This is a genomic window from Streptomyces sp. ALI-76-A (genome assembly GCF_030287445.1).
Taxonomy (GTDB): Bacteria; Actinomycetota; Actinomycetes; order Streptomycetales; family Streptomycetaceae; genus Streptomyces.
On record NZ_JASVWB010000002.1, the window covers coordinates 6,567,122 to 6,592,410 of the forward strand.

Below are 25,289 nucleotides of genomic sequence, written 5' to 3' on the forward strand. Positions count from 1 at the left end.
TCGCCTTTACTTTCCACTGTACGGCGGCCAGTGGTCCAGGCTGCCGTGAATACTTACATTTGGGCCATTGCCGCGGAAGATGACTGTCGAGAGTCTATGTCCGCCGTCCGGCAGAATCTGCCAGGTGCTCTCGACGCCAAGCGCCCCGTGCGGACCGTAGAGGACAGATTCGGTGACACCGAATTCGCCGCTTCCGCCGGGCCACTCCTTGCTGAAAGTGCGCCCGAACGGCTGTTGGGCGGCGTGTGGCAGATGATCTGTGACGTATTGCCGCATCTCTGGAGTGTCCGGTATTCCGATCCGGTGGAGTTGTAGTTCGTTCTGGAGTGCCCTCGGTGAGTTGTGCGAGTCCGGTTTGATGTCCTTGTTGAACAGGTAGTCGAGCTTCCGGGGATCGACCTCCGCTTTTCCTCCCCCCTCTTGATAGGGAGAAAGGCCTAGTGGGTCCGTCCAGGTGTGCGGATTGTGGACGTAGGCGGCCGGGTTGGGCGCGGGAGCGAGACCGAGCGGATCCGGGGTGAGGTAGCGGGCCGTGGCGGGGTCATAGTGCCGGAAGAGGTTGTAGTGAAGACCGGTTTCGGGGTCGTGGTACTGGCCGGGAAAGCGGAGGGGCGTGTAGGCGGCGCTGCTCCGGTTCCAGGCGGTGGTGCCCCAGAGGGTGGACCGGGTGCGCCAGGCGATGTCCCCGTTCTCGGCGACCAGTTCGGTCGGGGTGCCGACGAGGTCCGTGACGATGGCGAAGAAGCGGCGGTCGATCTCCCCCTGACCCGCGCCGCGGGCGAGGATGCGTTCGGTCTGGGTGAGGGGAGTCGAGCCGCGATGGTCCCAGGTGAGCGCGACGATGTTCGGCAGGTCATGGGAGACGGTCGTCTGTTCGCACAGGACCATGCCGTCCCAGGTGAAACGGGTTTCCTCCAGGACGGTCTCACCGTCGTCCGCGAGACGCTGCTTGGCGATGCGGCGGCCCAGTGGGTCGTAGCGGTACCGCCACCGCGTCCCGTCGGGCGTGACGGCGGAGGTGAGGCGGCTCTCGGTGTCCCACTCGTAACGCCAGGTGTCCGCCTTGCGGGACAGGCGGGTCTTCTGCCGCAGGATCACGCGGCCGAGAGGGTCGTGCTCGAAACGGCTGTTGCCGGCACGGGTGATCGTGGTGCCCGTGTATGTGCGAGGGCCGGTCGTCTCATGGCCCGGATGTGTAGAGGGCCAGGAGGCTTCGGTCTGATTGCCGACGAGGTCGTAGGCGTAGCGTTCGGACCAGCCGTGGGCGTTGACGGCGGTGACACGGCCGACGTTGTCCAGCTCGAACGACCGGGTGCCGGCCAACTGATCGACCACGGAGGTGAGGTGGCCGTCGGCACGATAGGTGTACGTACGGCTGTTCAGGGCCCGTCCACCGGCCGTGAGGTACTGGGCGGAAAGCCTGCCGACTTCGTCCCGGACGGATGACACAGTCATCGTGTCGCCGTAGGAGCACGACACCTCACGGCCTGCGGCGTCGTGGGTGAAGTCGACCTGATGGGCGCTCGAGGCCATCAGGTCGAGGCGACCTGCCACGTCATAGGCGTACGTGGTGACATGGCCGGTTGGGGTCACGCGTCGAGCCCGGCGGCCGAGCGCGTCGTGCATGTACGTGATGGCGCGGCCGTCGACGAGTTCGGTCTTGAGCAGGCCGCGCCGGTCGTACTGACGGATCAGATCGCCGTCCGGGCCTGACGCCTGCACGAGCCGTCCCGACGCGTCATACGCGTAGGAAGTGGTCCTGCCTCCGGAGTGCTTCCTGATCATGCGGCCGAGCTGATCGTGCTCCAGGGTGAGGACGCCGCCGAGGGCGTCGGTCCGGGACGTCAGTCGCCCTGCGGCATCGAGACGGTAGCTGATGGTTCGGCCGTCGAAGTCGGTTTCCGATACAAGACGGCTCGCCGAGTCGTACTCGTAACTCCAGGACAGGCCCTGCGGGTTGGTCACCCGGGTCAGGCGCAGGTCGTTGTCGTGCTCGAATTCGTAGCGGGAGCCGTCCGGTTGGGTGCGGGTGGCGAGGAGGTCGAAGTGGGTGTACTCGAAGCGGGTCACTCCTCCGGCCGGGTCGGTGTGGGTGAGGCAGTTGCCCTCACCGTCGTAGGTCCATGACTCGGTGGCGCCGTCCGGGGCGGTCCGGCGAACCAGATTGCCGTCCGCGTCCCAGGTCGAGCGGGCTACTCCGCCGACCGGGTCGGTGATGCGCACGAGCCTGCCGAGGGCGTCGTGTCCCAGACGGGTGGTCCCGCCGGCTGGGTCGGTGACCTCGACGGGCAGGCCCGCGCCGTCGCAGACCAACAGCGTCGTGGCGCCCAGGGCGTCGGTGACGGAGGTCGGGCGGCCGGCGTCGTCGTAGGTGTAGCGGGTGGTGCGGCCGGCCGGGTCGGTGACCGAGGTGCGGTTGCCGCGCTCATCGTATGTGCAGGTCGTGCGGTGCCCGTCCGGACGGATCACCTCCTTCGGCAGGCCGAACGGGCCGCGCACCGTGCGCAGCATGCTCCCGTCGGGCTGGACGACGGAGACCAGTCGGTCGTTGTCGTCGTAGGTGTGGGTGGTGGTGTTGCCGAGTGGGTCGGTGCGGGTGAGCAGGTTGCCGCGTGGGTCGTAGGTGAACCGGGTGGTGTGGCCCAGGGGGTCGGTGGTGGCGATCACCCGGCAGCGGTGGTCGATGAGGTGGCGGGTCGCGTGCCCGGCGGCGGTGGTGAGCGTTGTGGTGCGGTGGCCGGTCTCGGGGGCGGGTTCGGTGTAGGTGAGGGTGATCTGGATGTGGCCTGCTTCGCCGCCTTCGGCGACGACGCGGTCGCGGTCGTCGTAGAGGTAGTCGTAGCGGCTGTTGTTGGAGTCGATCCAGGCGGTGACGCGGTGGCGGTCGTCGTAGACGAAGGTGGTGGTGGCGCCCGACGGCTTGGTGACGGTGGTGAGGTTGCCGTCCTGGTAGCCGTAGCCCATCAGGGGCAGGTCCACGTCGCCCTCGCCCGCGCCGGCCAGGGACAGGGCGGTGATCCGGCCGTCGGCGGTGGTCAGGTTCACCTGGTGGCCGGCCGAGTGGACCAGGGCCAGGGGCAGGCCGTCATCGGTGCGGTCGACGGTGATGGTGTGGCCGTTGGGTTCGGTCAGGGACGTCAGCCAGGCGGTGCCGTCGCTGCCGGGTTCGCTGCCGGGCGGGGCGGTGAAGTGGCGGGTCAGGCCGGTGTCGGGGTCGGTGAGCGTGTAGTCGCCGTCGGTGTCGCGGGCCAGCAGGGTGCGGGCCCGGCCTGTTTCCGGGCGGGTGGGCGCGCCGGGGACTGGGTGGGGGTAGGTGATCAGGAGGCCGTCGGCGGTGACGTGGACGACGCCGACGGGGTCGACCATGAGGCGCTCGTCAACGGTGGAGGTCCAGGAGGGGCCGAGGAAGCGGCCGACCGTGCAGCCGGACTCGGTGCGGCGGGTGAAGACCAGGGGCAGGATGCCGGGGATCGTCAGGTCGGTCTGGGGCAGGAACATCCGGCCCGAGGCGAGGTCGACGGGGTCGGTGCCGTCGGTGACGCGTTCGCCGTCGGGGCGGGTGTGGGTGCCCTCGGGGGCGTCGTCGAGGAGGTTGCGTGCCCGTGCGGCGTCGGCGGCGTCCGCGGCGACGCGGGCGCTCTTGACCGCGGCGCCGCCGCCGGCGGTGGCGGCGGTCAGCGCGAGGTCGGGGATCAGCCGGCCAAAACCCTCCAGCGGGTCCTTCATGAAGTCGCTGACCATCTGCTTGCCGGTGCCGACCGGGTCGTTGACGGCGACGACCAGACCGGCGGCCAGGCTGTTGAGGGAGGTGGCGTACTCGGCCGGGTGCGTGATGTTGTACGGGTCCAGCGGGTTGACACTGCGGACGAAGTTCAGCAGTCCCGCGGTGCCCTTGATGACACCGCCGCCGACATGGTCGCCCATGATCTGGAACTCCCGCACTCCGTCGTTCAGCTGCTCGGCGTAGGACGGCTTCTCGGGGGCTGTGTCACGGGCCGCGCGCACCGCCGAACGGGCCGTCTCCGCGGCCGTGTTGCGCTGCGTGCGGGCCTCGGCCAGCAGATCCTGCGCCTGCTGCATCAGCGCCTTGCCGGGGTCCTCGAACGTCGCGGCGGGGCGGGGCGGCAGCGTGGCGGGGTCGCGCTGGTCGGCGGGCTGGGCGTTGTAGCGGTCGACGGCACCGTTGAAGTCGTCGACCTTCTTGCGGTGCGCGTCGGCCGCGTCCTGGGAGGCCTTCACCCCCTGCTTCCACGTGTCGATCGCCGTCTGCGCCTGCCCCTGGGCCCAGGTGACGGTGGCGGCGAACGCCTCCAGCGCGGCGGCCGCCTTCTCGCAGGCGTCGGCGCCGGTGAACCACTTGGGCGGCTGGGTGCTCACCGCGGTGCGCAGCGCTTCGGCGGCCTCACCCTTGAGCCGGGAGGAGTCCAGGCCCTTGAGCCCGTCACCGGCGTCGTCGAAGGCCTTCTGGAAAGCGCGCAGCTGCTCGGCGGTGGAGCGCAGCTTGTCCGGGCTGCCGTGGACCAGCTTGGTCTTGTCCTCGCTCTGCCCGAGGTCCATCTCGTCGACCTCGGCGCCCATCCGGTTGGCTACCGAACGGGACTGCTCGCGCACCCAGTCCGCACCGGACTGCCAGCCCACGTCGTCGAGCCGGTCGGCCGTCCACTTTCCCGCGTCCTCGACCCGGTTGCCCACCCACTCGGCACCGTCCTCGACCGCGTTCTCGACCGAGTCGGGCGTGATGTCACTGATGAAGTCGCCCACGCCCATGTTCAGTTGCCCCCGTCTTCACCCTGTTGTGCCTGCTGGGCGCGTTCCTGCGGTGACGGGCCGAAGGTGTCGTCCAGCGCCTGGTTCCACTGCTCGTCGGATATGCCGAGCGCGTCGTTGAGGATCTCCGACCGCTGGCCGCCCTGCCCCTCGGTCAACACGGTGCGGCCGGTGTCCTTCCAGGTCTGCTCCATCTCCTGGCCGGCCTTGTCGAACGACTCGGCACTCCAGTCCGGGTCCAGAGCGTCCGGGGTGAACACATCACCCCAGTCCTGTTTGGTGATCTCCTCCTCGGACGCGTGCGGGTTGCCGCCCATCACGGAGTTCACCCCGACCTTGACCGCGCCCTCGACGTACTGGTCGTGCTCCCACTGGGTACCCGCCGCCAGACCCAGACGGTCCGCGATCGCGCTGGCGTCGCGCACCAGCGCACGCACACCCCACTCCCAGCGCTCGCAGAAGTCCTCGAAATCGACGGACAGACCGTGATGCCCGGCCTCCATGCCCGTCATCGACAGCCCCGAGAAACCCTTGCCCATCACCGACCCGGTCGCCCCGCCCAGGTCACCGAGTCCGTCGATGGTGGCGCCCACGCCCCGCGTGAACTTCGCCACCGACGCCGGGTCGAAACTCAGGTTCCCACCGTCACCGCCCACGGCCGTCCCCTTCCTCGTGCAGGCCGCGGTCCACGGCCACCTCGTCCGCTACCACCCCGGTGACCGGCGGGAAGAACATCGACCCGTCCTCGCTGGCGATGTCGACGGCCAGACCGGCGGGCTCACCCAGGGCGGGCACGACCTCGTCGACGATCCGCGCGCCCAGCAGCGCCGCGTAGTCCATCGGCCGGTCCCCGGGCGCGTGGCGCAGGGCGAACCGGGCCAGCGCGGCCTCGTCGGTGAACCCGCAGATCCACCGCACCCCACCCGAACGCGCCGACCACAGACGCCCGTCGACGGACGGGACCAGAAGGACCGAGCGCCGCATCTCACCCACCAGCGCCCGGGGATCGCCGATTCCCGCCCGCCGTTCGGCGATCCGCTCGGCCAACACCGTCCTCGGCTGCTCCACGGTCCCTCCCTCGTCCTCGATCACTGCTGGCACCGTAGAACAGACGCTCGCCGAGGTGTGAGTGGTTCTCCTGGGGAGTTCGCCAAGGCTCCGCACGTCGCCTCGGATCGAGACCGCCGTGGGACGGGGGCCGTCCAGGAGGTGCAGCTCCGAGCCGTCGATGCGGTGGGGAGGCGGTGTGGGCGTACTCGTCGTCGAGGCGGCCAGCGGGCCAGGGCGAGGCTGACGGATGCGAGGGTCCGGGCGCGCACCGCACCTCGACGAAGGCGACGGTCCCGGTCACGCCGCGCCGTACGCGGTGACCCATGCCAGGCCGTTCGCGCGCGGTCGTTCCCGGTGGGGACCGCCGCATTCGCGCCTCCACCTGTCTGTTCGAAAGTTTCGAGCGCCGTGCACACGCTTGCGTTGCGTCCCTTCCCCATGTCGTTCCAACTCTCGCAGCGGTTCGCGGCGGAGGTGGATTGACCAGCGAAGACGTACTCGCCACCACCTCTTCCGGTGATGGACGTGTTTCCGAAAGGCTGTCGAAAGTGTTGACACGGTCATGGCGTTCTACGAAAACTGTGGCCACCGAACGACAGGACACCGTCGTTCCCCTCGCGTCACGTGACAGGGGCGGCGGCCGGTCGTTCCGGCACGACGACGGGCGGTCCCCGCCGTGTTCCATGCAAGGCCGCGGGCAGTAGCAGCCGCCCGCCCCCCACCAGCCTTCATCGGGAGGACGCATGCAGCAGGACCAGATCCAGCAGAACCCCGCCCCCTTCAGCGGCTTGAGCCGACGAGGCTTCCTCGGCGGCGCCGGCACCGTCGCGCTCGCCACCGCGTCCGGACTGCTGCTGCCCGGCACCGCCCACGCCGCCACCACCATCACGACCAACCAGACCGGCTACGACGGCATGTACTACTCGTTCTGGACCGACGGCGGCGGCTCCGTCTCCATGACGCTCAACGGCGGCGGCAATTACAGCACCCGGTGGACCAACTGCGGCAACTTCGTCGCCGGCAAGGGCTGGAACACCGGCGGGCGCAGGACGGTCCGCTACACCGGCTACTTCAACCCGTCGGGCAACGGCTACGGCTGCCTCTACGGCTGGACATCGAACCCGCTGGTCGAGTACTACATCGTCGACAACTGGGGCAGCTACCGGCCCACCGGCCAGCACAGGGGCACCGTCTACAGCGACGGCGGCACGTACGACATCTACAAGACGACGCGGTACAACGCGCCCTCCGTCGAGGGCACCCGCACCTTCGACCAGTACTGGAGCGTCCGGCAGTCGAAGGTGACCAGTGGCTCCGGCACCATCACCACCGGCAACCACTTCGACGCCTGGGCACGCGCGGGCATGAACCTGGGCCAGTTCAGGTACTACATGATCATGGCCACCGAGGGGTACCGGAGCAGCGGAAGCTCGAACATCACGGTCAGCGGCTGACCTCTGTCCGGCGAACAACCGGCTGCGGGCTCCGTCCTCGTGGCGGGTCCCGCAACCGTGGCGAACTCGCCATCGCGGGACGGGTCGACCGGTTCGTCGACCAGCACTCCGCACAGCGATCGGCGACATCCCACCCCACGAGCACGAGACCAGCCACTGCGTACAACACCAGCGCCTCACCCGGCAGTTGGAATCAACGCATAGAGCCTCCACTGATCCCGGAGCGGATCAGGCCTCTGCCCACATGGTTCGGCAGCACGCTCCGGTCCGGGTAGCTCATCAGCGTCGGCGGCCGGTCCGGTCCCGGTTGCGGATCGCCTTGCCCGGGGACATCGGCGGTGCGGGAACCATCCCCAACCGAACCGCTTACGCCACCGGTCGGACAGCTGCCGCCCGCCCGCTTGAGGTGAACGCGAGGACCGGGACGCGTTCGTCTCCGGCAAGAGCAAGCGGCGACGGCCGGGTGTCGTTCTGTGGTCCGACCGGGCCCGGAAACCGAGATCGACATACCCCTTGGGATCACCCTGCAGAGGAACGGTAAGTTCTGATCCGTGCGCGGGCGCGAGTGCGCGCCGACTGCTCCCGACCTGTTGGTCAAGGGTGATCAGGTCGGTGCCGTGCGAGTACGTGGGAGTGGCCTGCCCGGGTGGACTTGGGGGAATTCATGACGTTCGAGCAAGAGTGGACCGAACTGCGCGCGGCGGCGGCCGAGCGGACTGCCATGCAGACCAACAGCATTCCGGCCGAGGGCGGCGGAGGTGGTGGTGGCGGGAACGGCCTGGTGGTCAATCGGGACGACCTCGGCGCTATCGGTAATGACGCGTACGACCTGCTGGGGCGGCTGGCGAAGGAGGGCGACATCGCCCGTTCCTCCACGTTCGACGCGGCGACGGCGCTGACCAACGGGAACTTCGTCAGCGGTTCGGCCGTGCTGAAGGTGCATGACTTCTGGCAGACCCACCTGAAGACGCTGTTGGACGCCTGCGCGCAGGTCTCGAATCACCTCGACTTCAGCAAGGCCCAGCATGCCAAGGACGAGGCGAAGATCGAGGGAGATCTGACGCGGATCTCCGTGCTCACGGAATACATGAAATAGGGCTCGGGGGAGCGCGCGACATGCTGAAGTACGAGGACGTGATCGACGCCCCGGTGGCAAAGCTGAAGGCCGCCGCCGACGACTGGTCGGAGATGGCGGGGAAGCTGGACAAGCTTGCCACCGACGCCGCCGACGGAATGAAGGCCAAGGCGGACAGCGCGGCCTGGGAGGGCGTGAACGCAGGGGTCACCAAGGCGTTCATCGACAAGACGGCCAAGGAGTTCGCAGACGCCGCGGCCGAGGCCAAGGGCGTGCAGCGGATCCTGGAGGAGGGCTACGCGGCCATCAAGAAGGCCAAGGACGACCTGGTCAACATCCGGGACCACGAGGGGCCCGCGGCCGGTATCCGCGTGGACGCCAACGGCAAGGTCACGGCGCGGAACCCGTTGTCCGAGAGTCCCGCGGCGCGGCACGACCCCGACTACAGCCAGTTCCTGGGGGAGGAGAGGCGGAACATCGAGTCGTGGCAGAAGAGGATCGACCTCATCGTCGACAACTGCAACGACACCGACCTCGCGCTCAAGAACACCCTCGAGGCCAACGTCACCGACCGCAAGGACTTCAGCGCTCCGACGTACACGAAGCTGGACCAGGAGGAGGCCGCCCGCGCCGCCGCCCTGGCGGCCAAGGGCCGGGACATCACACACGCGGAACTTCAGCAGCTCAACGAGCTGCTGAAGGACAACAGTTCGTCGGTGGAGTTCTCCAAGGGGTTCTACGAGAAGCTCGGCCCCGAGAAGTCGCTCGCGTTCTTCGGCCAGCTCTCCACGGACACGTACGAGTACGGCAAGGTCGACCCTGAGCGCCTCAAGGACGTCCAGGAGCTCCAGAAGAACCTGGGCCTCAATCTGGCCACCGCCTCCCACGACAAGGAGTTCACCGACAAGTGGGGTCCGGGGCTCCGCAAGTTGGGTACGGAGCGCATTCCGCTGGCCAAGCACGACTACGGCGGGCCGTTCGGATACCAGCTGCTCGGCGGGATCATGCGGTACGGGAACTACGACGCGAAGTTTCTCAACCCGATCGCCGAGCACGTGGCGCAGCTGCACCAGAAGGACCCGTACAGGTTCGCCGACAACAAGGTGGTGAACAGTCCCTTCAAGAACCCGTTCAATCCCTCCGGCGTGAACGGGGCCGGCTACGACCCGGCCACCGCCATGCTGGAGGCGCTCGGCAACAGTCCGGAAGCGGCCAAGAAGTTCTTCGCCGACCCCCCGACCGGGTACAACGAGGACGGCACGGTCAACCACGGCGCCACGGTCGACCTCGGCAAGAACAAGGACGGCGAGCGGATCGACAACTACCTCGACTTCTTCGGCAACGAGAAGTGGGAGTCCTTCCCCGACGTCAACTCGCTCGACCAGAAGGAGCTCGAGGCGTCGCTCGACCAGATGCCCGACGCCCTCGGCCACGCCCTGGAGGCGGCGACCCTCGGCTACCCCGCAGGGCATCCGGACGCCGGCGTGGTGCGGGACGCGGACAACGCCGCGGTCATGCAGAAGGTCATGGAGAAGTACGGTGCGGACCCGGGTCTGCTCAAGGAGCACCACGAGGCGATGGCCGACAGCCTGGGCGTCATGGGCGCCGGCTACATCGACGACATCAACTGGGCGTTGGCCAAGAACGATCCGGACAGCGTGTTCGCGCCGGGCAAGAACCCGGACGGGCACCTCGACTTCGCGGACACCGCGGACGGGAACGGGCGGGGCATCGTCCGGGGCTTCCTGAGCACCCTGGGTCAGCACCCGGACGCCTACGCGACGGTCTCGACCGCGGAGCAGGTCTACACCCGCAGCGTGCTGGAAGGGACCGTGGGCCCGGACGGGAAGATCAGCGAGGGCGCTGCCAGGGCGACCGTGCGCGTGGGCGCCGAGGTGCAGGGCATGCTCGACCAGTCCCGGGCCGACCAGGTGGAGGCGACGAACCTCAAGACCCACGAGGACTACGAGAAGGCGGTGGCCAAGCGGTCGGGCTGGATCGAGTTCGGGGCCACGGCGGGCATCGCGGCAGGCGTCGCCTTCCTGCCCGTGACCGCGGCCGTGGGCACGGCCGCGGTGCTCATCCCGCTGGCGACGGATACCGCCAGTGGTGCTGCCGAACAGGTCATAGGCCAGATGATCGGCGACGTCTCCGACAAGTCGGTGGATGAGCACAAGGAGAAGATTGAGGAGCTCACCGACGAGGAGAGAATGGCGATCTTCTCTGCCGGTGAGGCCCTGGCCGAGGCACCTATGGAGGCGTTTTTGCAGCGGCACGTCCCGGACCCCGAGAACAGCCCGTTCGTGCAGGACCTGCGTGAGTCGATGCTGATCGGCTACGGGGTCGGCAACGACCGGGAGAATCAGCAGGGCAACCGCCCGGAGACCGGCTGAGGTCGGCGGGCGAGGACACGTAAGGATGCGGATAGTGATCAGTCGTAGGCCGGTGCGCGTTGGACTCCTTGCCACGGCCGTGGCCGGCTTGTTGTGTCTCGGGGCCACCGGTTGTGGTGGGGACGGAGACGAGGAGGCGGCCGACGAGGCTGTGGCGGGGACGCAACTGTGCGGTGGTGACGCCGTGTCCGCCCAGGCGTCCAAGGCGCTGAAGGTGATCACGGGGTCGTCGCGGTTCGGGACGACGGCGGAGAAATCCACCGTCGCGCGGGCCGCGACGAACCTCGTCGCGGCGTTTCCGGCCCCCACCGGGGGGCGCGACGACGTCTGCCGCATCTACACAGCCGACGGTACGCCGGATGTCACGATCCGAGTCACCTGGGGGTTGGCTGACGGTCCCCCGACGGGAACTCCGGCCCCGGATTTCACCCTGCTGAAGATGGGGGAGCGCACCCTGGCGGCGGCGAACAGGGCGTCGGTCCAGTTCGCCTGCCGCAGCGCCAGGTTGTCCGACTCGTCGAGAGTGGCCCACATCGTCATCGGCGTGGAGCATTGGGATGTGCCGAAGGAGCCCGAGGGCGATGTCGAGGCGTTGAAGGACGCCTACGCGACCGTGGCCCACTCCGTCTCGCTGGCCATGGCCAAGGAACTGCGCTGCGAGAAGGACGGCGGGCTCCCCGCGCGGCCTGTGCTGGATCCCGCATAGCCGCCGATGTGTGCGGAACCACCATGATCAGGCGGCCCTTCCTGTCCGGAGGAGGGGCCGTCTGCTGTATGCGGTGCGCCACGCACGAGCGGTGCACGGACCTCGTAGCCAGGGGGCCGGCGTCTCCAGTCGGCGCCGACCTCGCGCTCGCCCATGGACGAACGCACCCGCACCTACGTCGAACGCCGCATCAGGCAAGGGCTGAACAGGCGTTCAGAATGCGTGAACCACGACCAAGGAGTCGGATTCTCCTCGCACGGGACTCACCCTCGATGCCCGACCCTTGTTGCCCGACGCTTGATGTCCGCGCTGCTTCGCCTTGACGGTTCGGAGGCCGTGCGGGTGTCGGTGTGGGTGCGGGTCGCTCAGGTCTGCGACTCGGTGATGTCGACCATCCAGGGGACACCGAAGCGGTCCGTGCACATGCCGAACACGTCGCCCCACATCTGCTTCTCCAGTGGGACGGACACGGAGGCGCCGGCGGACAGCTTCTCCCAGTAGCCGCGCAGTTCGGTGTCGTCGTCGCCGCTGAGGCTCACGGAGAAGTTGGTGCCCGGCGTGTGCGGCATGTCCGGTGGGGTGTCGGCGCCCATCAGGGTGAAGCCGCCCGGGGTCTCCAGCATGCCGTGCATGATCTTGTCGGCCTGCGGGGAGTCCGGCTGGCCGAACTCCCCGTACGTGTTGAGCTTGAGCGTGCCGCCGAAGACCTCCTGGTAGAACTCCATCGCCTGTCGGGCGTCGCCGGCGAAGCTGAGATAGGGATTGAGGCGCGAGGCCATGAGTACCTCCGGAGGGGAGTGGACCGTCACTCCTGCGCACGCTAACCCCAGACACTGACAACGGCCTGCCGGGTCCCGCCGGGAGGGGGTGGCGCGGGCGGGACCGGAAGCCGGGCGCGACGACGCGTACCGTCGGGCACGACGACAGACGTCCGGGCCGGCCCGCGCGGGCCGGCCCGGACGTCTGCGTGACGATCAGACCAGGTCGAACCGGTCCAGGTTCATGACCTTGTCCCACGCGGCGACGAAGTCCTTCACGAACTTCTCCTTCGCGTCGTCGCTCGCGTACACCTCGGCGAGCGCGCGCAGCTCGGAGTTCGAGCCGAAGACGAGGTCGGCACGGCTGCCGGCCCACTTGACCTCACCCGTGGCGGCGTCGCGGCCCTCGAAGGTGGTCTGGTCCTCGGACGTCGCCTTCCACGTCGTGCCCAGGTCGAGCAGGTTGACGAAGAAGTCGTTGGTCAGCGACCCGGGGGTCGTGGTGAGGACGCCCAGCTGCGACTGCTGGTGGTTGGCGCCCAGCACGCGCAGGCCGCCGACGAGGACGGTCATCTCGGGGGCGCTCAGGCTGAGCAGGTTCGCCCGGTCCAGCAGCAGGAACTCGGCCGGCAGGCGGTTGCCCTTGCCGAGGTAGTTGCGGAAACCGTCGGCGGTCGGCTCGAGCGCGGCGAACGACTCCACGTCGGTCTGCTCCTGCGAGGCGTCCACCCGGCCCGGCGTGAACGGCACCTCGACCTGGAACCCGGCCTCCTTGGCGGCCCGCTCGACGGCCGCCACGCCACCGAGCACGATCAGGTCGGCCAGCGAGACCTTCTTGGCGCCGGAGTTGAACTCCTGCTGGATCCCCTCGAGGGTGCGCAGCACCGTGGCGAGCTGGTCGGGCTCGTTGACCTCCCACGCGCTCTGCGGCTCCAGGCGGATGCGGGCGCCGTTGGCGCCGCCGCGCTTGTCGCTGGCGCGGAACGTCGAGGCCGACGCCCACGCGGTGGACACCAGCTGCGAGACGGACAGGCCCGACTCGAGGAGCTTGGTCTTGAGGAGCGCGATGTCCTCGGCGCCGATGACCTCGCCCTCGGCGTCCGGCAGCGGGTCCTGCCACACCAGGGTCTCCTCCGGGACCTCCGGGCCGAGGTACAGCGACTTCGGGCCCATGTCACGGTGGGTCAGCTTGAACCAGGCGCGGGCGAAGGCGTCCGCGAACTGGTCCGGGTGCTCGTAGAACCGGCGGGAGATCTGCTCGTAGGCCGGGTCGAAGCGCAGCGCCAGGTCGGTGGTGAGCATCGTCGGGAGGTGCTTCTTCGACGGGTCGTGCGCGTCGGGGATGATCGCCTCGGCGTTCTTCGCCACCCACTGCTTGGCGCCGGCCGGGGACTCGGTCAGCTCGTACTCGAACTCGAACAGGTTCTTGAAGAAGCCGTTGCTCCACTGGGTGGGCGTGGCGGTCCAGGTGACCTCCAGACCGGAGGTGATGGTGTCGCCGCCCTTGCCGGTGCCGTAGGCGTTCTTCCAGCCCAGGCCCTGCTCCGCCAGCGAGGCGGCCTCGGGGTCGTCGCCGACGTTGTCCGCCGGGCCGGCGCCGTGGGTCTTGCCGAAGGTGTGACCGCCCGCGATCAGGGCGACCGTCTCCTCGTCGTTCATCGCCATCCGGCGGAACGTCTCACGGATGTCACGGGCCGCGGCCAGCGGGTCCGGGTTGCCGTTGGGCCCCTCGGGGTTGACGTAGATGAGGCCCATCTGGACCGCGCCGAGCGGGTTCTCCAGCTCACGGTCGCCGGTGTAGCGCTGGTCGTCGAGCCAGGTGGTCTCGGGACCCCAGTACACGTCCTCCTCGGGCTCCCAGACGTCCTCACGGCCGCCGCCGAAGCCGAAGGTCTCGAAGCCCATCTGCTCCAGCGCCACGTTGCCCGTGAGGATCATGAGGTCGGCCCAGGAGATGGACTGGCCGTACTTCTTCTTGACCGGCCACAGCAGACGGCGGGCCTTGTCGAGGTTGGCGTTGTCCGGCCAGCTGTTCAGGGGGGCGAAGCGCTGCTGGCCCGCGCCGGCGCCGCCGCGGCCGTCGCTGATGCGGTAGGTGCCCGCGCTGTGCCAGGCCATACGGATCATCAGCGGGCCGTAGTTGCCGAAGTCGGCCGGCCACCAGTCCTGCGAGGTGGTCAGTACCTCGGCGATGTCCTGCTTGACGGCCGCGAGGTCGAGGTTCTTGAACGCCTCGGCGTAGTCGAACTCCTCACCGAGCGGGTTGGCCACGGCCGGGTTCTTCGCGAGGATCTTCAGGTTGAGGCGCTCCGGCCACCACTGGCGGTTCCCGCCACCCTGGGTCGGGTGCAGGGCGCGTCCGTGCGCGACCGGGCAGCCTCCCGTCTCCTCGGGCTTCGGATCGGTGACGATCGCGTCGTGGTTCTCGGTCATGGGGAGGAATCCTTCCGAACAGGGGGATCTCGGTGCTCAGGCACTGCGGCTGGTGGAACAGGCGGGGCACACGCCCCAGTAGATGACCTCGGCCTCGTCGATCGAGAAGCCGTGGTTCTCGGAGGCGGTCAGACAGGGGGCCTCGCCGACCTCGCAGTCGACGTCGGCGACGACACCGCAGGACCGGCACACGACGTGGTGGTGGTTGTCCCCGACGCGGCCCTCGAACCGGGCCGGGCTGCCGGCCGGTTCGATACGGCGTATGAGCCCGGCCGTGGTCAGCGCGTGAAGGGCGTCGTACACGGCTTGGAGGGAGATGTGGCCGACGCGGTCGCGCACTCCGGAGGCGAGCGCCTCGGCTCCGAGGTGGTCACCGCCCCGGACGGTCTCCAGCAGCGCGACTCGGGCGGCCGTCACCCGCAGGCCGGCGCCGCGCAGCTCATCGGCGGTGGTCCGGCTCTGGGGCGAAGTCATGGCGCACAACCTACCGTCATAAACACGAATGATTCAAGAAATGGATTCGATCCAATTCTGGGGCCGTGTCCGACGGCGGTGGGGCGTGCGGCCGGGACGCCCGCGTCGGCGGGCCGCCGTGGCAGGCGCGGAGCGAGCGCCTGCCGCCTCGTGTGTCCGGGATCACAGGATCGGGGGTGTGCCGGGGGCCGGGGGGGACGACCGTATCCGGGCGTGACGAACTGCGCGTGGAGGTGAGGATGCGGCGCCATGACGACCGGGTGGTGAGCGCGGTACGGGCCGCGGTGTCCGCCGCCGTCCGTGTGCTCGCCGCCCTGGGCGACGTCGTGATGTCCGGCGATCAGGTGCCCGGGTGGACGCGGGCCGCTGGGGTTCGGGGCGGCCGGAGCGGCCGGCTGGTGCCTGGCGGGCCGTGAACCGGCGACGAAGGCGACCTCGCGCGTGGGCCCGGGGCGGACGGGCCGACCCGCATGGGTGAGCCGTACCCCGCCCCAGCCCCTACTCGGTGTCCGACCGCTGGGCGTGATCCGGCAGCAGGGCGCGCATCGCATCGAGCTGGGCGGGGCCCATGAAGTGGGCGAGGGACTCGGTGACCGTTTCCGAGAGGGCGTCGGAGGCCTCCGTCAGCAGGCGGCGAGCCTTGTCGGTGAGGAGGACCTCGACGCCCCGTTTGTCACCGCAGACCGACGTGCGGGTGACGAGGCCGGCGTGCTGGAGGCAGGCGACCTGGTAGGTGAGCCGGGTCTTGGGGCGGCCGAGGAGTTCCGCGATCCGGGTCATCCGCAGGCCCGCCGGCTGCTCGGCCAGCAGGCACAGGACGAGGAACTCGTCGTGCGAGACGTCGAGCCGTTCCTTCACGACCGCGCGCAGTCGCTGCTCCACGGCGCCGGTGGCGGCGAGCAGGATCATCCAGGCCCGGAGTTCGGTGGGCAGGAGCCCGTCGTCGGACGCGGAGGGGCATGCGGGCAGATCGGCCATGATTTCGATTCTAACGGTTGTCCAACTTTGGATTATTGGCTAGCGTGCTGTCATCCAAATTTGGACGACAGGAAGTAAGGACATCATGACCGTCACCGTCGAAACCGGCACCTGGCAGCTCGACCCGACCGCCTCCACCGTCGCTCTGCGGCACAGGACCATGTGGGGCCTCGTCACGGTGAAGGGTGTCTTCACCGAGGTCACCGGCCGGGGCGAGGTGCGGCCCGACGGATCGGCCGTCGGCACCCTCACCATCGACGTCGCCTCCCTCGACACGAAGAACGCCAAGCGCGACACCCACCTGCGGTCCGCCGACTTCTTCGACGTCGGGAACCACCCCGAGATCACCTTCGCGGTGCGCAGCGCCGAACTCCGCGACGGCGGCACGGCCCAGGTCGTCGGTCAGCTGACCGCGCGCGGTGTCAGCAGGCCCCTGTCCCTCACCGCTCGCGTCCTCGGGGCGGACTCCGACGCGGTCACCCTGGAGGCCGAGTTCACCGTGGACCGCGACCAGTTCGGCATGGGCTGGAACCAGATGGGCATGATCCGCGGCCTGACCACGGTCACCGCCACGCTCCGCTTCACCCGGACCGCGGTCTGATCCAGCCGCTCGACGGCGTCCGCGGCGACGCGTGAAGACGCGCGCCCGGATCCGCACGCCGGATCCGCACGCCGGATCCGCACGTCCGGATCCGCGCGCCCGGCTGACGTACGCCCGGTCCGGCCAGGCCGTACGTCAGCGAGCGGGGAACCTCCGCAGCGGGAATCGCCGCATCAGCCCGTTCAGTAGACGTCGCGGACGTACCGCTTGGCCGCCGCCAGCTGCTTCACCCAGGCCGCCGCCTCGGTCTCGTCCAGCCCGCCGTGTGCGAGCGCGATGTCCCGCAGGGCCCGGTCCACGTCCTTCGCCATCCGGGAGGCGTCCCCGCAGACGTAGAAGTGGGCGCCGTCCTCCAGCCAGCGCCACAGCTCGGGGCCGTGCTCGCGCATCCGGTCCTGCACGTAGACCTTGTTGCGCTGGTCGCGGGAGAAGGCGGTGTCGAGGCGGGCCAGGGTGCCCTCGTCGAGCAGCCCGGTGAGCTCCTCCTCGTAGTAGAAGTCGCTGGCGCGGTGCTGTTCCCCGAAGAACAGCCAGTTGGGGGCCCGGTGTCCGAGCGCGCGCCGCTCCTGGAGGAAGCCCACGAAGGGCGCGACCCCCGTGCCCGGGCCCACCATCACCATCGGCGTCGAGGCGTCGGTCGGCGGCCGGAAGTGCGGTGAGCGCTGCACGAACACCGGCACCTGGGTGTCCGTCCCGGCGTCGGCGAGGAAGGGCGAGCAGACCCCGCCGCGCGGTCGGCCCCGCAGGTTCTCGTACCGCACCACGGACACGGTGAGGGAGACCCGGTACGGGTCCACGAGCGGGCTGGACGATATGGAGTACAGGCGCGGTTGCAGCTTCTTGAGCACGCCGGCCCAGTCCCGGGCGCCCGCCCGCACCGGATGCTCCGCGAGCACGTCCACCGCCTGCCGCCCCCAACTCCACTGCGCCAGGCCGTCCTTGTTGTCGGGCCGCAGCAGCCTGCGCAACTCCCGGTCGTCCCGCACGTGTTCGGCGACGAACCGCAGCAGGCCCGGGGTAATCCGGGTGATGTCGAGATGCCGGCGCAGGGCCTCGGCGAAGGGCACCTCGCCGACCCCCTCCACGGACACGACGGCCGACCCGTCCGCCCCGGTCACCGCCAGCCACTCCTCGACCAGCGCATGCGAGTTGACCGGCCGCACGCCGAGCGCGTCCCCCGCCTCGTACGTCAGCCCGGTCCCGCCCGTGTCGAAGGTGAACCGCCTGACCTCCTTGTCCGCGCCGGCCCCGCTGAGCAGCCGGTTGCCGACGAGACGGGCGGTGACCGGGGCGGGCTTGACGGAGCGTGCGGACTGCCGCGGAGCCGCCTCGACGGTCGGCGTCCCGGCGGCCGGTGTCCCGGGCCGCGCCGTCGTCCCGGCCGTCCGGCTCCCGGTGCCCAAAGCCGTCTCCTCCCCGGTCCCCAGCGCCGAGAGCACCTGGTCCAGCCAGGCCCCCGCCTCGGAGTCGAAGTCGGGTTCGCAGTCCGTGCGCGGCGCCAGCCGTACCGCGCCCAGCTCGTCCAGCCGCGCGTCGAGCCGGCGCCCGTGCCCGCAGAAGTCGTCGTACGAGGAGTCGCCGAACGCCAGGACGGCGTACCGGACCCCGTCCAGGCGCGGCGCCTGCTGCCCGGCGAGCGCCTCCCAGAAGCCGGAGCCGTTGTCGGGGGCGTCGCCGTCGCCGAAGGTGCTGGTGATGAGGAGCAGGTCGGCACCGGACGGGAGCGTGCCCGGGTCGGTCTCGTCCATGCCGACGAGCCTCGCCCGGTGCCCGCCGGAGGACAGCCGGTCGGCGACGGCCCCCGCGAACTCCTCGGCGTTGCCGGTCTGCGAGGCCCACAGGATGACGACCTCACGGCCCGGGGTCTCGTGGCCCCCGCCCTGCCGGGTCGTCCGCGAGTACATGCCGGCGAGGACACCGTTCACCCACAGCGCGTGCTCGGGGCTGAAGGGCGCGTCCGGCGGCAGCACGGGCACACCGGTGGCACCGGAGCCGATGCCCGCGAGGAACCCGGTGAGGTAGAGCCGCTCCTGGGCGGTCAGCACGGGTGGCGGGGCGGGAGCGAGCCCGAACGCGTCGGCGCCCGGCGTGACCGCGGTCGGGAGGAGCACCTGCGCGGGCGTATCGGCCGAGGCCGGGGGCGTGGGCTCCGTCGGCGAGGCCACCTTCGCCAGCGACACCGCGCACACCTTGAACTCCGGCTGGAAGGACACCGGATCCACCGCGTCGCTCGTGACGGCGTTGACGCTCAGGTACTCCCCGAACAGGTCGTTCCAGTGGAACGGCGCGAAACAGGCCCCCGGCCGCACCCGGTCGGTGACCACCGCGGGCAGCACGGCCCGCCCGCGCCGCGAGGCGACCTCCACCCGGTCGCCGTCCACGACCCCCAGCTCCCGCGCGTCCTCGGGATGCAGCTCCACGAACGGCCCGGGGTTCAGCTTGGTGAGCTTGGCGACCTTCCCGGTCTTCGTCAGGGTGTGCCACTGGTGCTGCACCCGCCCGGTGTTCAGGACGAAGGGATAGTCGCCGTCCGGCATCTCGGCGGCCGGCAGGTGCGGCCGCGCGTGGAACACGGCCCGCCCGCTCGCCGTGGGGAAGCGGAGCCCGCCCCCGCCCGACCGGTACCGGATCGGATTGCGGGCCGGCCCGTCCTCGTCCGCGGCCGGCCACTGCACGGGCGTCGACCGCAGCCGCTCGTACGTCACCCCGCGCAGGTCCCACCCGGTGACGGGGTTCCAGAAGCGCCGGATCTCCTCGAAGACGTCCTCGGCAATCCCGTACGCGAAGCCCTTCTCGTAGCCCATCTCCCGGGCGACGGCCGCGATGATCCGCCAGTCCGCCGTCGCCTCGCCGGGCGGGTCGGACACGGCCCGGGTCAGCGTGAGGGTGCGCTCGCTGTTGACGAAGACCCCCTCGGCCTCCGTCCACATCGCGCCGGGCAGCACGACGTCCGCGTACGCGTTGGTCTCGGTGTCCCCGAAGACGTCCTGGGTGACGACGAACTCGGCGGCCTCCAGGCCCTCGATGACGGTACGGCGGTTGGCGACCGAGGCGACCGGGTTGGTGCAGATGATCCAGCAGGCCTTGATCTCCCCGTCGGCCATCTTCTGGAACATCTCGACGGTGCCCTTGCCGACCCCGTCCGCCCGCAGCGTGCCCGGCGGCAGCTCCCACACGTCCTCGGTGAACGCCCGCTCCGCGTCGACCAGCACCGACCGCTGCCCGGGGAGCCCCGGCCCCATGTAGCCCATCTCGCGCCCGCCCATGGCGTTCGGCTGGCCGGTCAGGGAGAAGGGCCCACTGCCCGGACGGCAGATCGCGCCCGTCGCGAGATGCAGGTTGACCAGGGCGTTCGTGTTCCAGGTGCCGTGCGTGGACTGGTTCAGACCCATCGTCCAGCAGCTCATCCACTCGCCGGCCTCACCGATCAGCCGGGCGGCCGTGCGGAGGTCGTCCTCGGCGAGCCCGGTGATCTCCGCGACAACGGCCGGCGCGTAGTCGGCGAGGAACTCCTCCATCGCCTCCCAGCCCTCGGTGTGCGCGGAGACGAACTCGGGGTCGGTGTGCCCGTTCTCGACCAGCAGGTGCAGCAGCCCGTTCAGGAACGCGAGGTCCGTACCGGGCTTGAGTTGCAGGAACAGATCGGCCTTGGCGGCGGTGGCGGTGCGCCGCGGGTCGACGACGACGAGCTTGGCCCCCGCCTTGACCCGCTCCATCATCCGCAGGTACAGGATCGGATGGCAGTCGGCCATGTTCGACCCGATGACCAGGAAGACATCCGCCCGGTCGAAGTCCTCGTACGATCCCGGCGGCCCGTCGGCGCCCAGCGACAGCTTGTATCCGGCACCCGCGCTGGCCATGCACAGCCGGGAGTTGGACTCGATCTGGTTGGTCCGCACGAAGCCCTTGGCGAGCTTGTTCACCAGGTACTGGGCCTCCAGGCTCATCTGCCCGGAGACGTAGAAGGCGACCGCGTCCGGCCCGTGCTCGTCGATGACCGCGCGCAGCCGCCGCGCGGTCTCGGCGATCGCGTCGGCCACGGGCGTGGGCACCGGCTCCTCGCCCCGGTCGTCCCGGACCAGCGCGCTGGTCAGCCGCCCGGGCGCGGCGAGCATCTCGGCCGTGGTCGCGCCCTTGGTGCACAGCCGTCCCGCGTTCGCGGGGTGCGCCTTGTCCCCGGACGCCTTCAGGACCGTACGCCGGCCGTCCGGGCCCGTCCCGACGTCGAGCACCAGTCCGCAGCCCACACCGCAGTACGAGCAGACCGTCCGTACCTGCTGCGTCCTGGGGGTCGTCGTCATGCCGTCGACAGTACGAAATGCCCGTTACGCCGATGTGACACGGCTTGATCTTGAGGGGTTACGCCCGCTGCACAGCCGTCCGGCGGCCGGTGTGAGGTGAGCCGGGATCGCGGAGCGTGTCGCTGGTGGGCCGAACGGGTGACCATGCGTAAGAATTGGCCGATGCAGACAGCAGTGCGAGCCAAGGACGGAGCATGCCGGTGAACAGCCACGATGTCACCGACGAACAGTGGGAGGGGCTCGCCCAGGTCGTACCGCTGCGAGGCCGGGACGCCTGGCCGTCCCAGGTCGACCACCGGTCCATACCCGAGGCCGAGACCGAGGCCAGGCGCCGTTTCGTCGTCCTGCGGATCAACGTGTTCGCGGACGCCCGTGAGGTCGCCGAGACGCTGATGGCGGGCATTCCGGTGCTGCTCGACCTGACGAGCGCGGAGACCGACGTCGCCAAACGGGTCCTGGACTTCAGCACGGGCGTCGTCTTCGGCCTGGCGAGCGGAATGCACCGCGTCGACCGGAACGTGTTCCTCCTCACACCGGCCGGCACCGAGGTGACCGGGCTGATGGAGGGGGCGGGGATTCCCGGGGTGTGAGGGGTCGGGGGACGGCAGGGGCGGGACCCGGGGGACGGGCGGCTCGGGGAGACCGGCTGACGGGTGGCTCGGGGCGAGAGGTGAGCCCTTGGCGGCCAGGGACCCGGGGCCGGTCCCCCGATCGTAGGAAGGTCCCTCGGGCGGAACGGTTCGCCCGTCGGCGGAGCCCTACCGTCCGGATATGACCCTGCCCTCCGCGCGGCCCGTGGGGCCCTCCTCACCCCTGGTCGCCCCCGACGCCGACGAGGACCGTCCGGACCGTCCGTATCTCACCGAACTGCGGCTGTCCGCCTTCGCCGGACTCCGCGGCGCCGGCCTCCCGCTCGGCCCGCTCACCCTGTTCGCCGGCCCGAGCGGCTGCGGCAAGACGAGCGCGCTGCGGGCGTACGAGGCGCTCGCCCGGCTCGGCGGCGGCCTGTCTCTCGGCGAGGTGTTCCCGGACCCCCTCGCCTGTGTGCCCGAGCGGGCCCGGCCCGACGCCCAGCGCCGCCGCGGCTTCCGCATCGGCTGCACCGCCGACGGCCCCGAGGGTCCGGTCCGGCTCGACCTCGCCGTCCAGGCCGAGCCCGCGCTGCGCATCGCCGGGGAACGGCTGAGCGCGAACGGCCTGGTCCTGCTGGAGACCGCCCTGCGCGAGCCGGGCCGCCGCCACGTGCAGGCGGCCTGGCACACGGCCGGGCCGACGCCGGTCACCCACGCCCCGCTCCCGGACGACCGGCTCGGCACGGCCCTGCTCCCGCTGCGGGTGGCCGGCCGGACGGACGGACAGCGCCGGGTCCTCGCCGCCGCCGAACAGATGGTGGTCGCCCTGCGCTCCGTCTTCGCCTGCGACCCGCGCCCCGGCCGGATGCGCGCACCCGTCCCGAGCGGCTCCGGACGGCTGCTCGGCGGCTGCGACAACCTCGCCGACGTGCTGTGCCGCACCCGCGCGGAGTGCGGCCGGCGGCACGCTCAGCTCGTCGCCGCGGTACGCGCCGGATGCGCCGGCCCCGTCACCGACGTGCTCGCCCAGCCGCTGCCCGGGGGGACGGTCCGGGCCCTGCTCGACCGGGGTGACGGCACCCGGACGGACTGCGGGCGGCTGGGCGACGGCGAGTTGCGCTACCTCGCGCTGGCGCTGGTCCTGCTCACCGGTCCCGGGGTGCTGGAGATCGACGCGGCCGGCGAGGTACCGGCGGCCATGCAGACGCTCACGGTGCTCACCGACCACCTCGACCGCGGCCTCGATCCCCGGCAGCGGGCCGAACTGCTGCGGCTCGCCGCCCGTATGTGCGACCGCGGGCACATCCGGCTGGTCGGCGCGGTGAGCGACGCGTCGTGGACGGCCGGGATGGACGGCGTCACGGTGGTACACCTGAAGCCGTGACAGAACCCCTCGACGTGGCGAAACTCCAGCGCAGGCTGGCCGAGTTCGCGGCGGCACGCCACTGGCAGCCGTACCACACGCCCAAGAACCTCGTTGCCGCACTGAGCGTGGAGGCCTCCGAACTGGTCGAGATCTTCCAGTGGTTGACGCCCGAGGAGTCGGCGCGTGTCATGGACGACCCCGACACCGCGCACCGCGTCACGGACGAGGTCGCCGACGTGCTCGCCTATCTGCTCCAGTTGTGCGAGGTGCTCGGCATCGACCCGCTGGCGGCCCTGAACGCGAAGATCGACCGGAACGAACGGAGATTCCCGGCCCCGTAGCCGGCCGCCTCCATAGCCGACAGTCGACAGCCGACCGCCCCCGTAGTCGACTGACCCGCCGTCGGCCGGCCCGTCCCGCCGCAGGAGTGGTTGATTCCACTATTACTCTCCGCAGTCAAAAATCCGACCGAGACCGATTTGTTGTCCGAGATTTTCCGCCTTCCTCTGTTTTTCCGTCTCAAGCGCACTCACTCTGGGTAGTGAACAAGGGAGTTCAGGCGGACGTGCCGAGGGCGCGTCGGACAGACGGGGGCAACGCATGGACGCGGTGCGGCTCATCGTGACGAGCAGGCGTGCCCTGGCGGGGGGCGGCGACGCGCCCCAGATCCTGGCGGAGGTGTGGCAGGCGCAGGCTCTGGCGCAGGCGATAGGCAGCCGCCTCGCCGTCGGCGGACCACCCGAACTACGGGGCGAGGCGCTGGGACTGACCGAGCTGGCGGGCCGGGGCTGCGGAGTCCTGGACCGCCCCGACATCGACACCGAGGCCCTGCGGGCGGCCCAGCTGACCGACCTGGGCGACGCCCGCCAGGCCCTCACCTACCTCTGCGGCCTCCTCGGCGAGGTGGGCATCGCCCTGGTCGGCCTCGCCTCCGCCGCGGACGACGAGAGCAGGTACTGGCAGTGCATGGAGGCGATCGACGCGGCGGACGAATCGAGAGACCGGGTCCGGGAGATGCTCCGCAAACTGGCCGACAGGGACGAGGCGTTGCCGGCGTAGCCGTGCGGTCACCCGGGTGCGGGGGTGGGCATGACGGCCTCCTGCGCCCAGGGCCCCGAGGGGGCCCACGCGGGTGCCGGGTGCCGGGTGCCGGCGCGGTGACGGGTGACGGGCGGCGACCGGGTGGCGACCGCCGGGCGCGACCGCCGGGCGCGGGCACCGGACGCTCCGGCTCCGCGGGGCCGGACGATCACCGCTGACCCGGGGCACTGGCGGGAGCGCGCCCGCGCACGGCGTTGACGGATTTTCACCCCGCCGGGGGTGCGACGGCCCGGGGCCCGATGCGGCGGGCCGTCACCCCGGCGTGCAGGATGGAAGCATGGATCTTCGCATCTTCACCGAGCCCCAGCAGGGCGCCACCTACGACACCCTCCTCACTGTCGCCAAGGCCACCGAGGACCTCGGCTTCGACGCGTTCTTCCGCTCCGACCACTACCTCAGGATGGGCTCCGTGGACGGCCTCCCCGGCCCCACCGACGCCTGGATCACCCTCGCCGGACTGGCCCGCGAGACCCGGCGCATCCGGCTCGGCACGCTGATGACCGCCGGTACCTTCCGCCTGCCCGGCGTGCTCGCCATCCAGGTCGCGCAGGTCGACCAGATGTCCGGCGGACGCGTCGAACTGGGCCTGGGCGCGGGGTGGTTCGAGGAGGAGCACACGGCGTACGGCATCCCCTTCCCGAAGGAGAAGTTCGCGCGCCTGGAGGAGCAGCTGGCGATCGTCACCGGCCTGTGGGAGACGGCACCCGGCCAGACCTTCGACTTCCACGGCCAGTTCTACGACCTCACGGACTCGCCCGCGCTGCCCAAGCCCGCGCAGCGCAAGGTCCCCGTCCTCATCGGCGGTCACGGCGCCACCCGCACCCCGCGCCTGGCAGCCCGGTACGCCGACGAGTTCAACATGCCGTTCGGCTCGGTGGAGGACAGCGAGCGCCAGTTCGGCCGGGTCCGCGCCGCCGCCGAGGCGGCCGGCCGCCCGGCGGACGAGATCACCTACTCCAACGCCCTCGTCGTCTGCGTCGGCAAGGACGACCAGGAGGTCGCCCGCCGGGCCGCCGTGATCGGCCGCGAGGTCGACGAGCTGAAGGCCAACGGCCTGGCCGGCACTCCGGCCGAGGTCGTCGAGAAGATCGGCCGTTACGCCGGGATCGGCTCCGAGCGGATCTACCTCCAGGTGCTCGACCTCGCGGACCTGGACCACCTGGAACTCATCTCGTCCCAGGTGCAGTCGCAGCTGTCGTAGCTCCTCGGCGGGCGACTGTGACACGCCTGTGGCCGGAACTGTGGCCTCCGTCACGGGCG

General features: G+C 70.4%; 19 protein-coding genes. 11 read left to right on the forward strand and 8 right to left on the reverse strand.

Features of this window, described 5'->3' with window-relative positions:
- Nucleotides 1–6: 6 nt before the first annotated feature.
- The 3 genes from QQS16_RS30290 to QQS16_RS30300 are packed head-to-tail and all read right to left on the reverse strand — an operon-like array spanning nucleotide 7 to nucleotide 5,751.
- Nucleotides 7–4,767, reverse strand: coding sequence for a putative T7SS-secreted protein (locus QQS16_RS30290; RefSeq protein WP_286065223.1), 4,761 nt, complete (start codon nucleotides 4,765–4,767; stop codon nucleotides 7–9).
- A 2-nt stretch (nucleotides 4,768–4,769) separates the two neighbouring features.
- The gene (locus QQS16_RS30295) at nucleotides 4,770–5,423 is read right to left on the reverse strand and encodes a hypothetical protein (RefSeq protein ID WP_286065224.1); all 654 of its coding nucleotides are present in this window, start codon (nucleotides 5,421–5,423) and stop codon (nucleotides 4,770–4,772) included.
- On the reverse strand, nucleotides 5,413–5,751 hold the full coding sequence (locus tag QQS16_RS30300) for an SseB family protein (protein ID WP_353479733.1): 339 nt from the start codon (nucleotides 5,749–5,751) through the stop codon (nucleotides 5,413–5,415). Before QQS16_RS30300 ends, QQS16_RS30295 begins: the two co-directional genes overlap by 11 nt.
- A gap of 809 nt (nucleotides 5,752–6,560) precedes the next feature.
- Here QQS16_RS30300 and xynA point away from each other — a divergent pair.
- From xynA to QQS16_RS30320, 4 genes are all read left to right on the forward strand, one after another.
- Nucleotides 6,561–7,271: an endo-1,4-beta-xylanase XynA gene (gene xynA / locus QQS16_RS30305; RefSeq protein ID WP_286065225.1), complete on the forward strand. Its 711-nt coding sequence runs from the start codon at nucleotides 6,561–6,563 to the stop codon at nucleotides 7,269–7,271.
- Between the two features lie 664 nt (nucleotides 7,272–7,935).
- The gene (locus tag QQS16_RS30310) at nucleotides 7,936–8,367 is read left to right on the forward strand and encodes a hypothetical protein (RefSeq protein WP_286065226.1); all 432 of its coding nucleotides are present in this window, start codon (nucleotides 7,936–7,938) and stop codon (nucleotides 8,365–8,367) included.
- A 20-nt stretch (nucleotides 8,368–8,387) separates the two neighbouring features.
- Nucleotides 8,388–10,739, forward strand: a complete 2,352-nt coding sequence (locus tag QQS16_RS30315; protein ID WP_286065227.1) for a hypothetical protein — start codon at nucleotides 8,388–8,390, stop codon at nucleotides 10,737–10,739.
- Between the two features lie 184 nt (nucleotides 10,740–10,923).
- The gene (locus QQS16_RS30320) at nucleotides 10,924–11,445 is read left to right on the forward strand and encodes a hypothetical protein (protein WP_353479697.1); all 522 of its coding nucleotides are present in this window, start codon (nucleotides 10,924–10,926) and stop codon (nucleotides 11,443–11,445) included.
- 365 nt (nucleotides 11,446–11,810) lie between these two features.
- On the opposite strand, the gene QQS16_RS30325 is transcribed toward QQS16_RS30320, so the two are convergent.
- The 3 genes from QQS16_RS30325 to QQS16_RS30335 all read right to left on the reverse strand — a co-directional run bounded on the left by QQS16_RS30325 (nucleotide 11,811) and on the right by QQS16_RS30335 (nucleotide 15,110).
- Nucleotides 11,811–12,224 carry a VOC family protein gene (locus tag QQS16_RS30325; protein ID WP_286065229.1) on the reverse strand — a complete coding sequence of 138 codons (414 nt, stop codon included), beginning with the start codon at nucleotides 12,222–12,224 and terminating at the stop codon, nucleotides 11,811–11,813.
- A gap of 195 nt (nucleotides 12,225–12,419) precedes the next feature.
- Nucleotides 12,420–14,636 carry a catalase/peroxidase HPI gene (gene katG, locus QQS16_RS30330; protein ID WP_286065230.1) on the reverse strand — a complete coding sequence of 739 codons (2,217 nt, stop codon included), beginning with the start codon at nucleotides 14,634–14,636 and terminating at the stop codon, nucleotides 12,420–12,422.
- 36 nt (nucleotides 14,637–14,672) lie between these two features.
- Entirely contained in the window at nucleotides 14,673–15,110 is a 438-nt protein-coding gene (locus QQS16_RS30335) for a Fur family transcriptional regulator (RefSeq protein ID WP_286065231.1), read from the reverse strand.
- Between the two features lie 239 nt (nucleotides 15,111–15,349).
- On the opposite strand from QQS16_RS30335, the gene QQS16_RS30340 reads away from it, so the two are divergent.
- On the forward strand, nucleotides 15,350–15,526 hold the full coding sequence (locus tag QQS16_RS30340; RefSeq protein WP_286066581.1) for a hypothetical protein: 177 nt from the start codon (nucleotides 15,350–15,352) through the stop codon (nucleotides 15,524–15,526).
- 82 nt (nucleotides 15,527–15,608) lie between these two features.
- Here the strand turns inward: QQS16_RS30340 and QQS16_RS30345 are convergent, their stop codons facing one another.
- Entirely contained in the window at nucleotides 15,609–16,088 is a 480-nt protein-coding gene (locus QQS16_RS30345; protein WP_286065232.1) for a MarR family winged helix-turn-helix transcriptional regulator, read from the reverse strand.
- An 85-nt stretch (nucleotides 16,089–16,173) separates the two neighbouring features.
- On the opposite strand from QQS16_RS30345, the gene QQS16_RS30350 reads away from it, so the two are divergent.
- Entirely contained in the window at nucleotides 16,174–16,689 is a 516-nt protein-coding gene (locus QQS16_RS30350) for a YceI family protein (protein WP_286065233.1), read from the forward strand.
- A 182-nt stretch (nucleotides 16,690–16,871) separates the two neighbouring features.
- On the opposite strand, the gene QQS16_RS30355 is transcribed toward QQS16_RS30350, so the two are convergent.
- Nucleotides 16,872–20,990: a bifunctional nitrate reductase/sulfite reductase flavoprotein subunit alpha gene (locus QQS16_RS30355; RefSeq protein WP_286065234.1), complete on the reverse strand. Its 4,119-nt coding sequence runs from the start codon at nucleotides 20,988–20,990 to the stop codon at nucleotides 16,872–16,874.
- Between the two features lie 194 nt (nucleotides 20,991–21,184).
- On the opposite strand from QQS16_RS30355, the gene QQS16_RS30360 reads away from it, so the two are divergent.
- From QQS16_RS30360 to QQS16_RS30380, 5 genes are all read left to right on the forward strand, one after another.
- Nucleotides 21,185–21,580, forward strand: a complete 396-nt coding sequence (locus tag QQS16_RS30360) for a cell division protein SepF (protein WP_286065235.1) — start codon at nucleotides 21,185–21,187, stop codon at nucleotides 21,578–21,580.
- Between the two features lie 181 nt (nucleotides 21,581–21,761).
- Nucleotides 21,762–22,946 carry an AAA family ATPase gene (locus QQS16_RS30365; protein WP_286065236.1) on the forward strand — a complete coding sequence of 395 codons (1,185 nt, stop codon included), beginning with the start codon at nucleotides 21,762–21,764 and terminating at the stop codon, nucleotides 22,944–22,946.
- The gene (locus QQS16_RS30370; RefSeq protein WP_286065237.1) at nucleotides 22,943–23,269 is read left to right on the forward strand and encodes a nucleotide pyrophosphohydrolase; all 327 of its coding nucleotides are present in this window, start codon (nucleotides 22,943–22,945) and stop codon (nucleotides 23,267–23,269) included. Before QQS16_RS30365 ends, QQS16_RS30370 begins: the two co-directional genes overlap by 4 nt.
- A gap of 259 nt (nucleotides 23,270–23,528) precedes the next feature.
- Nucleotides 23,529–23,987, forward strand: coding sequence for a DUF6099 family protein (locus QQS16_RS30375; RefSeq protein ID WP_286065238.1), 459 nt, complete (start codon nucleotides 23,529–23,531; stop codon nucleotides 23,985–23,987).
- A 319-nt stretch (nucleotides 23,988–24,306) separates the two neighbouring features.
- A complete protein-coding gene (locus QQS16_RS30380; protein WP_286065239.1) occupies nucleotides 24,307–25,230 on the forward strand; it encodes an LLM class F420-dependent oxidoreductase in 924 nt (307 codons plus the stop codon).
- Nucleotides 25,231–25,289: the final 59 nt, after the last annotated feature.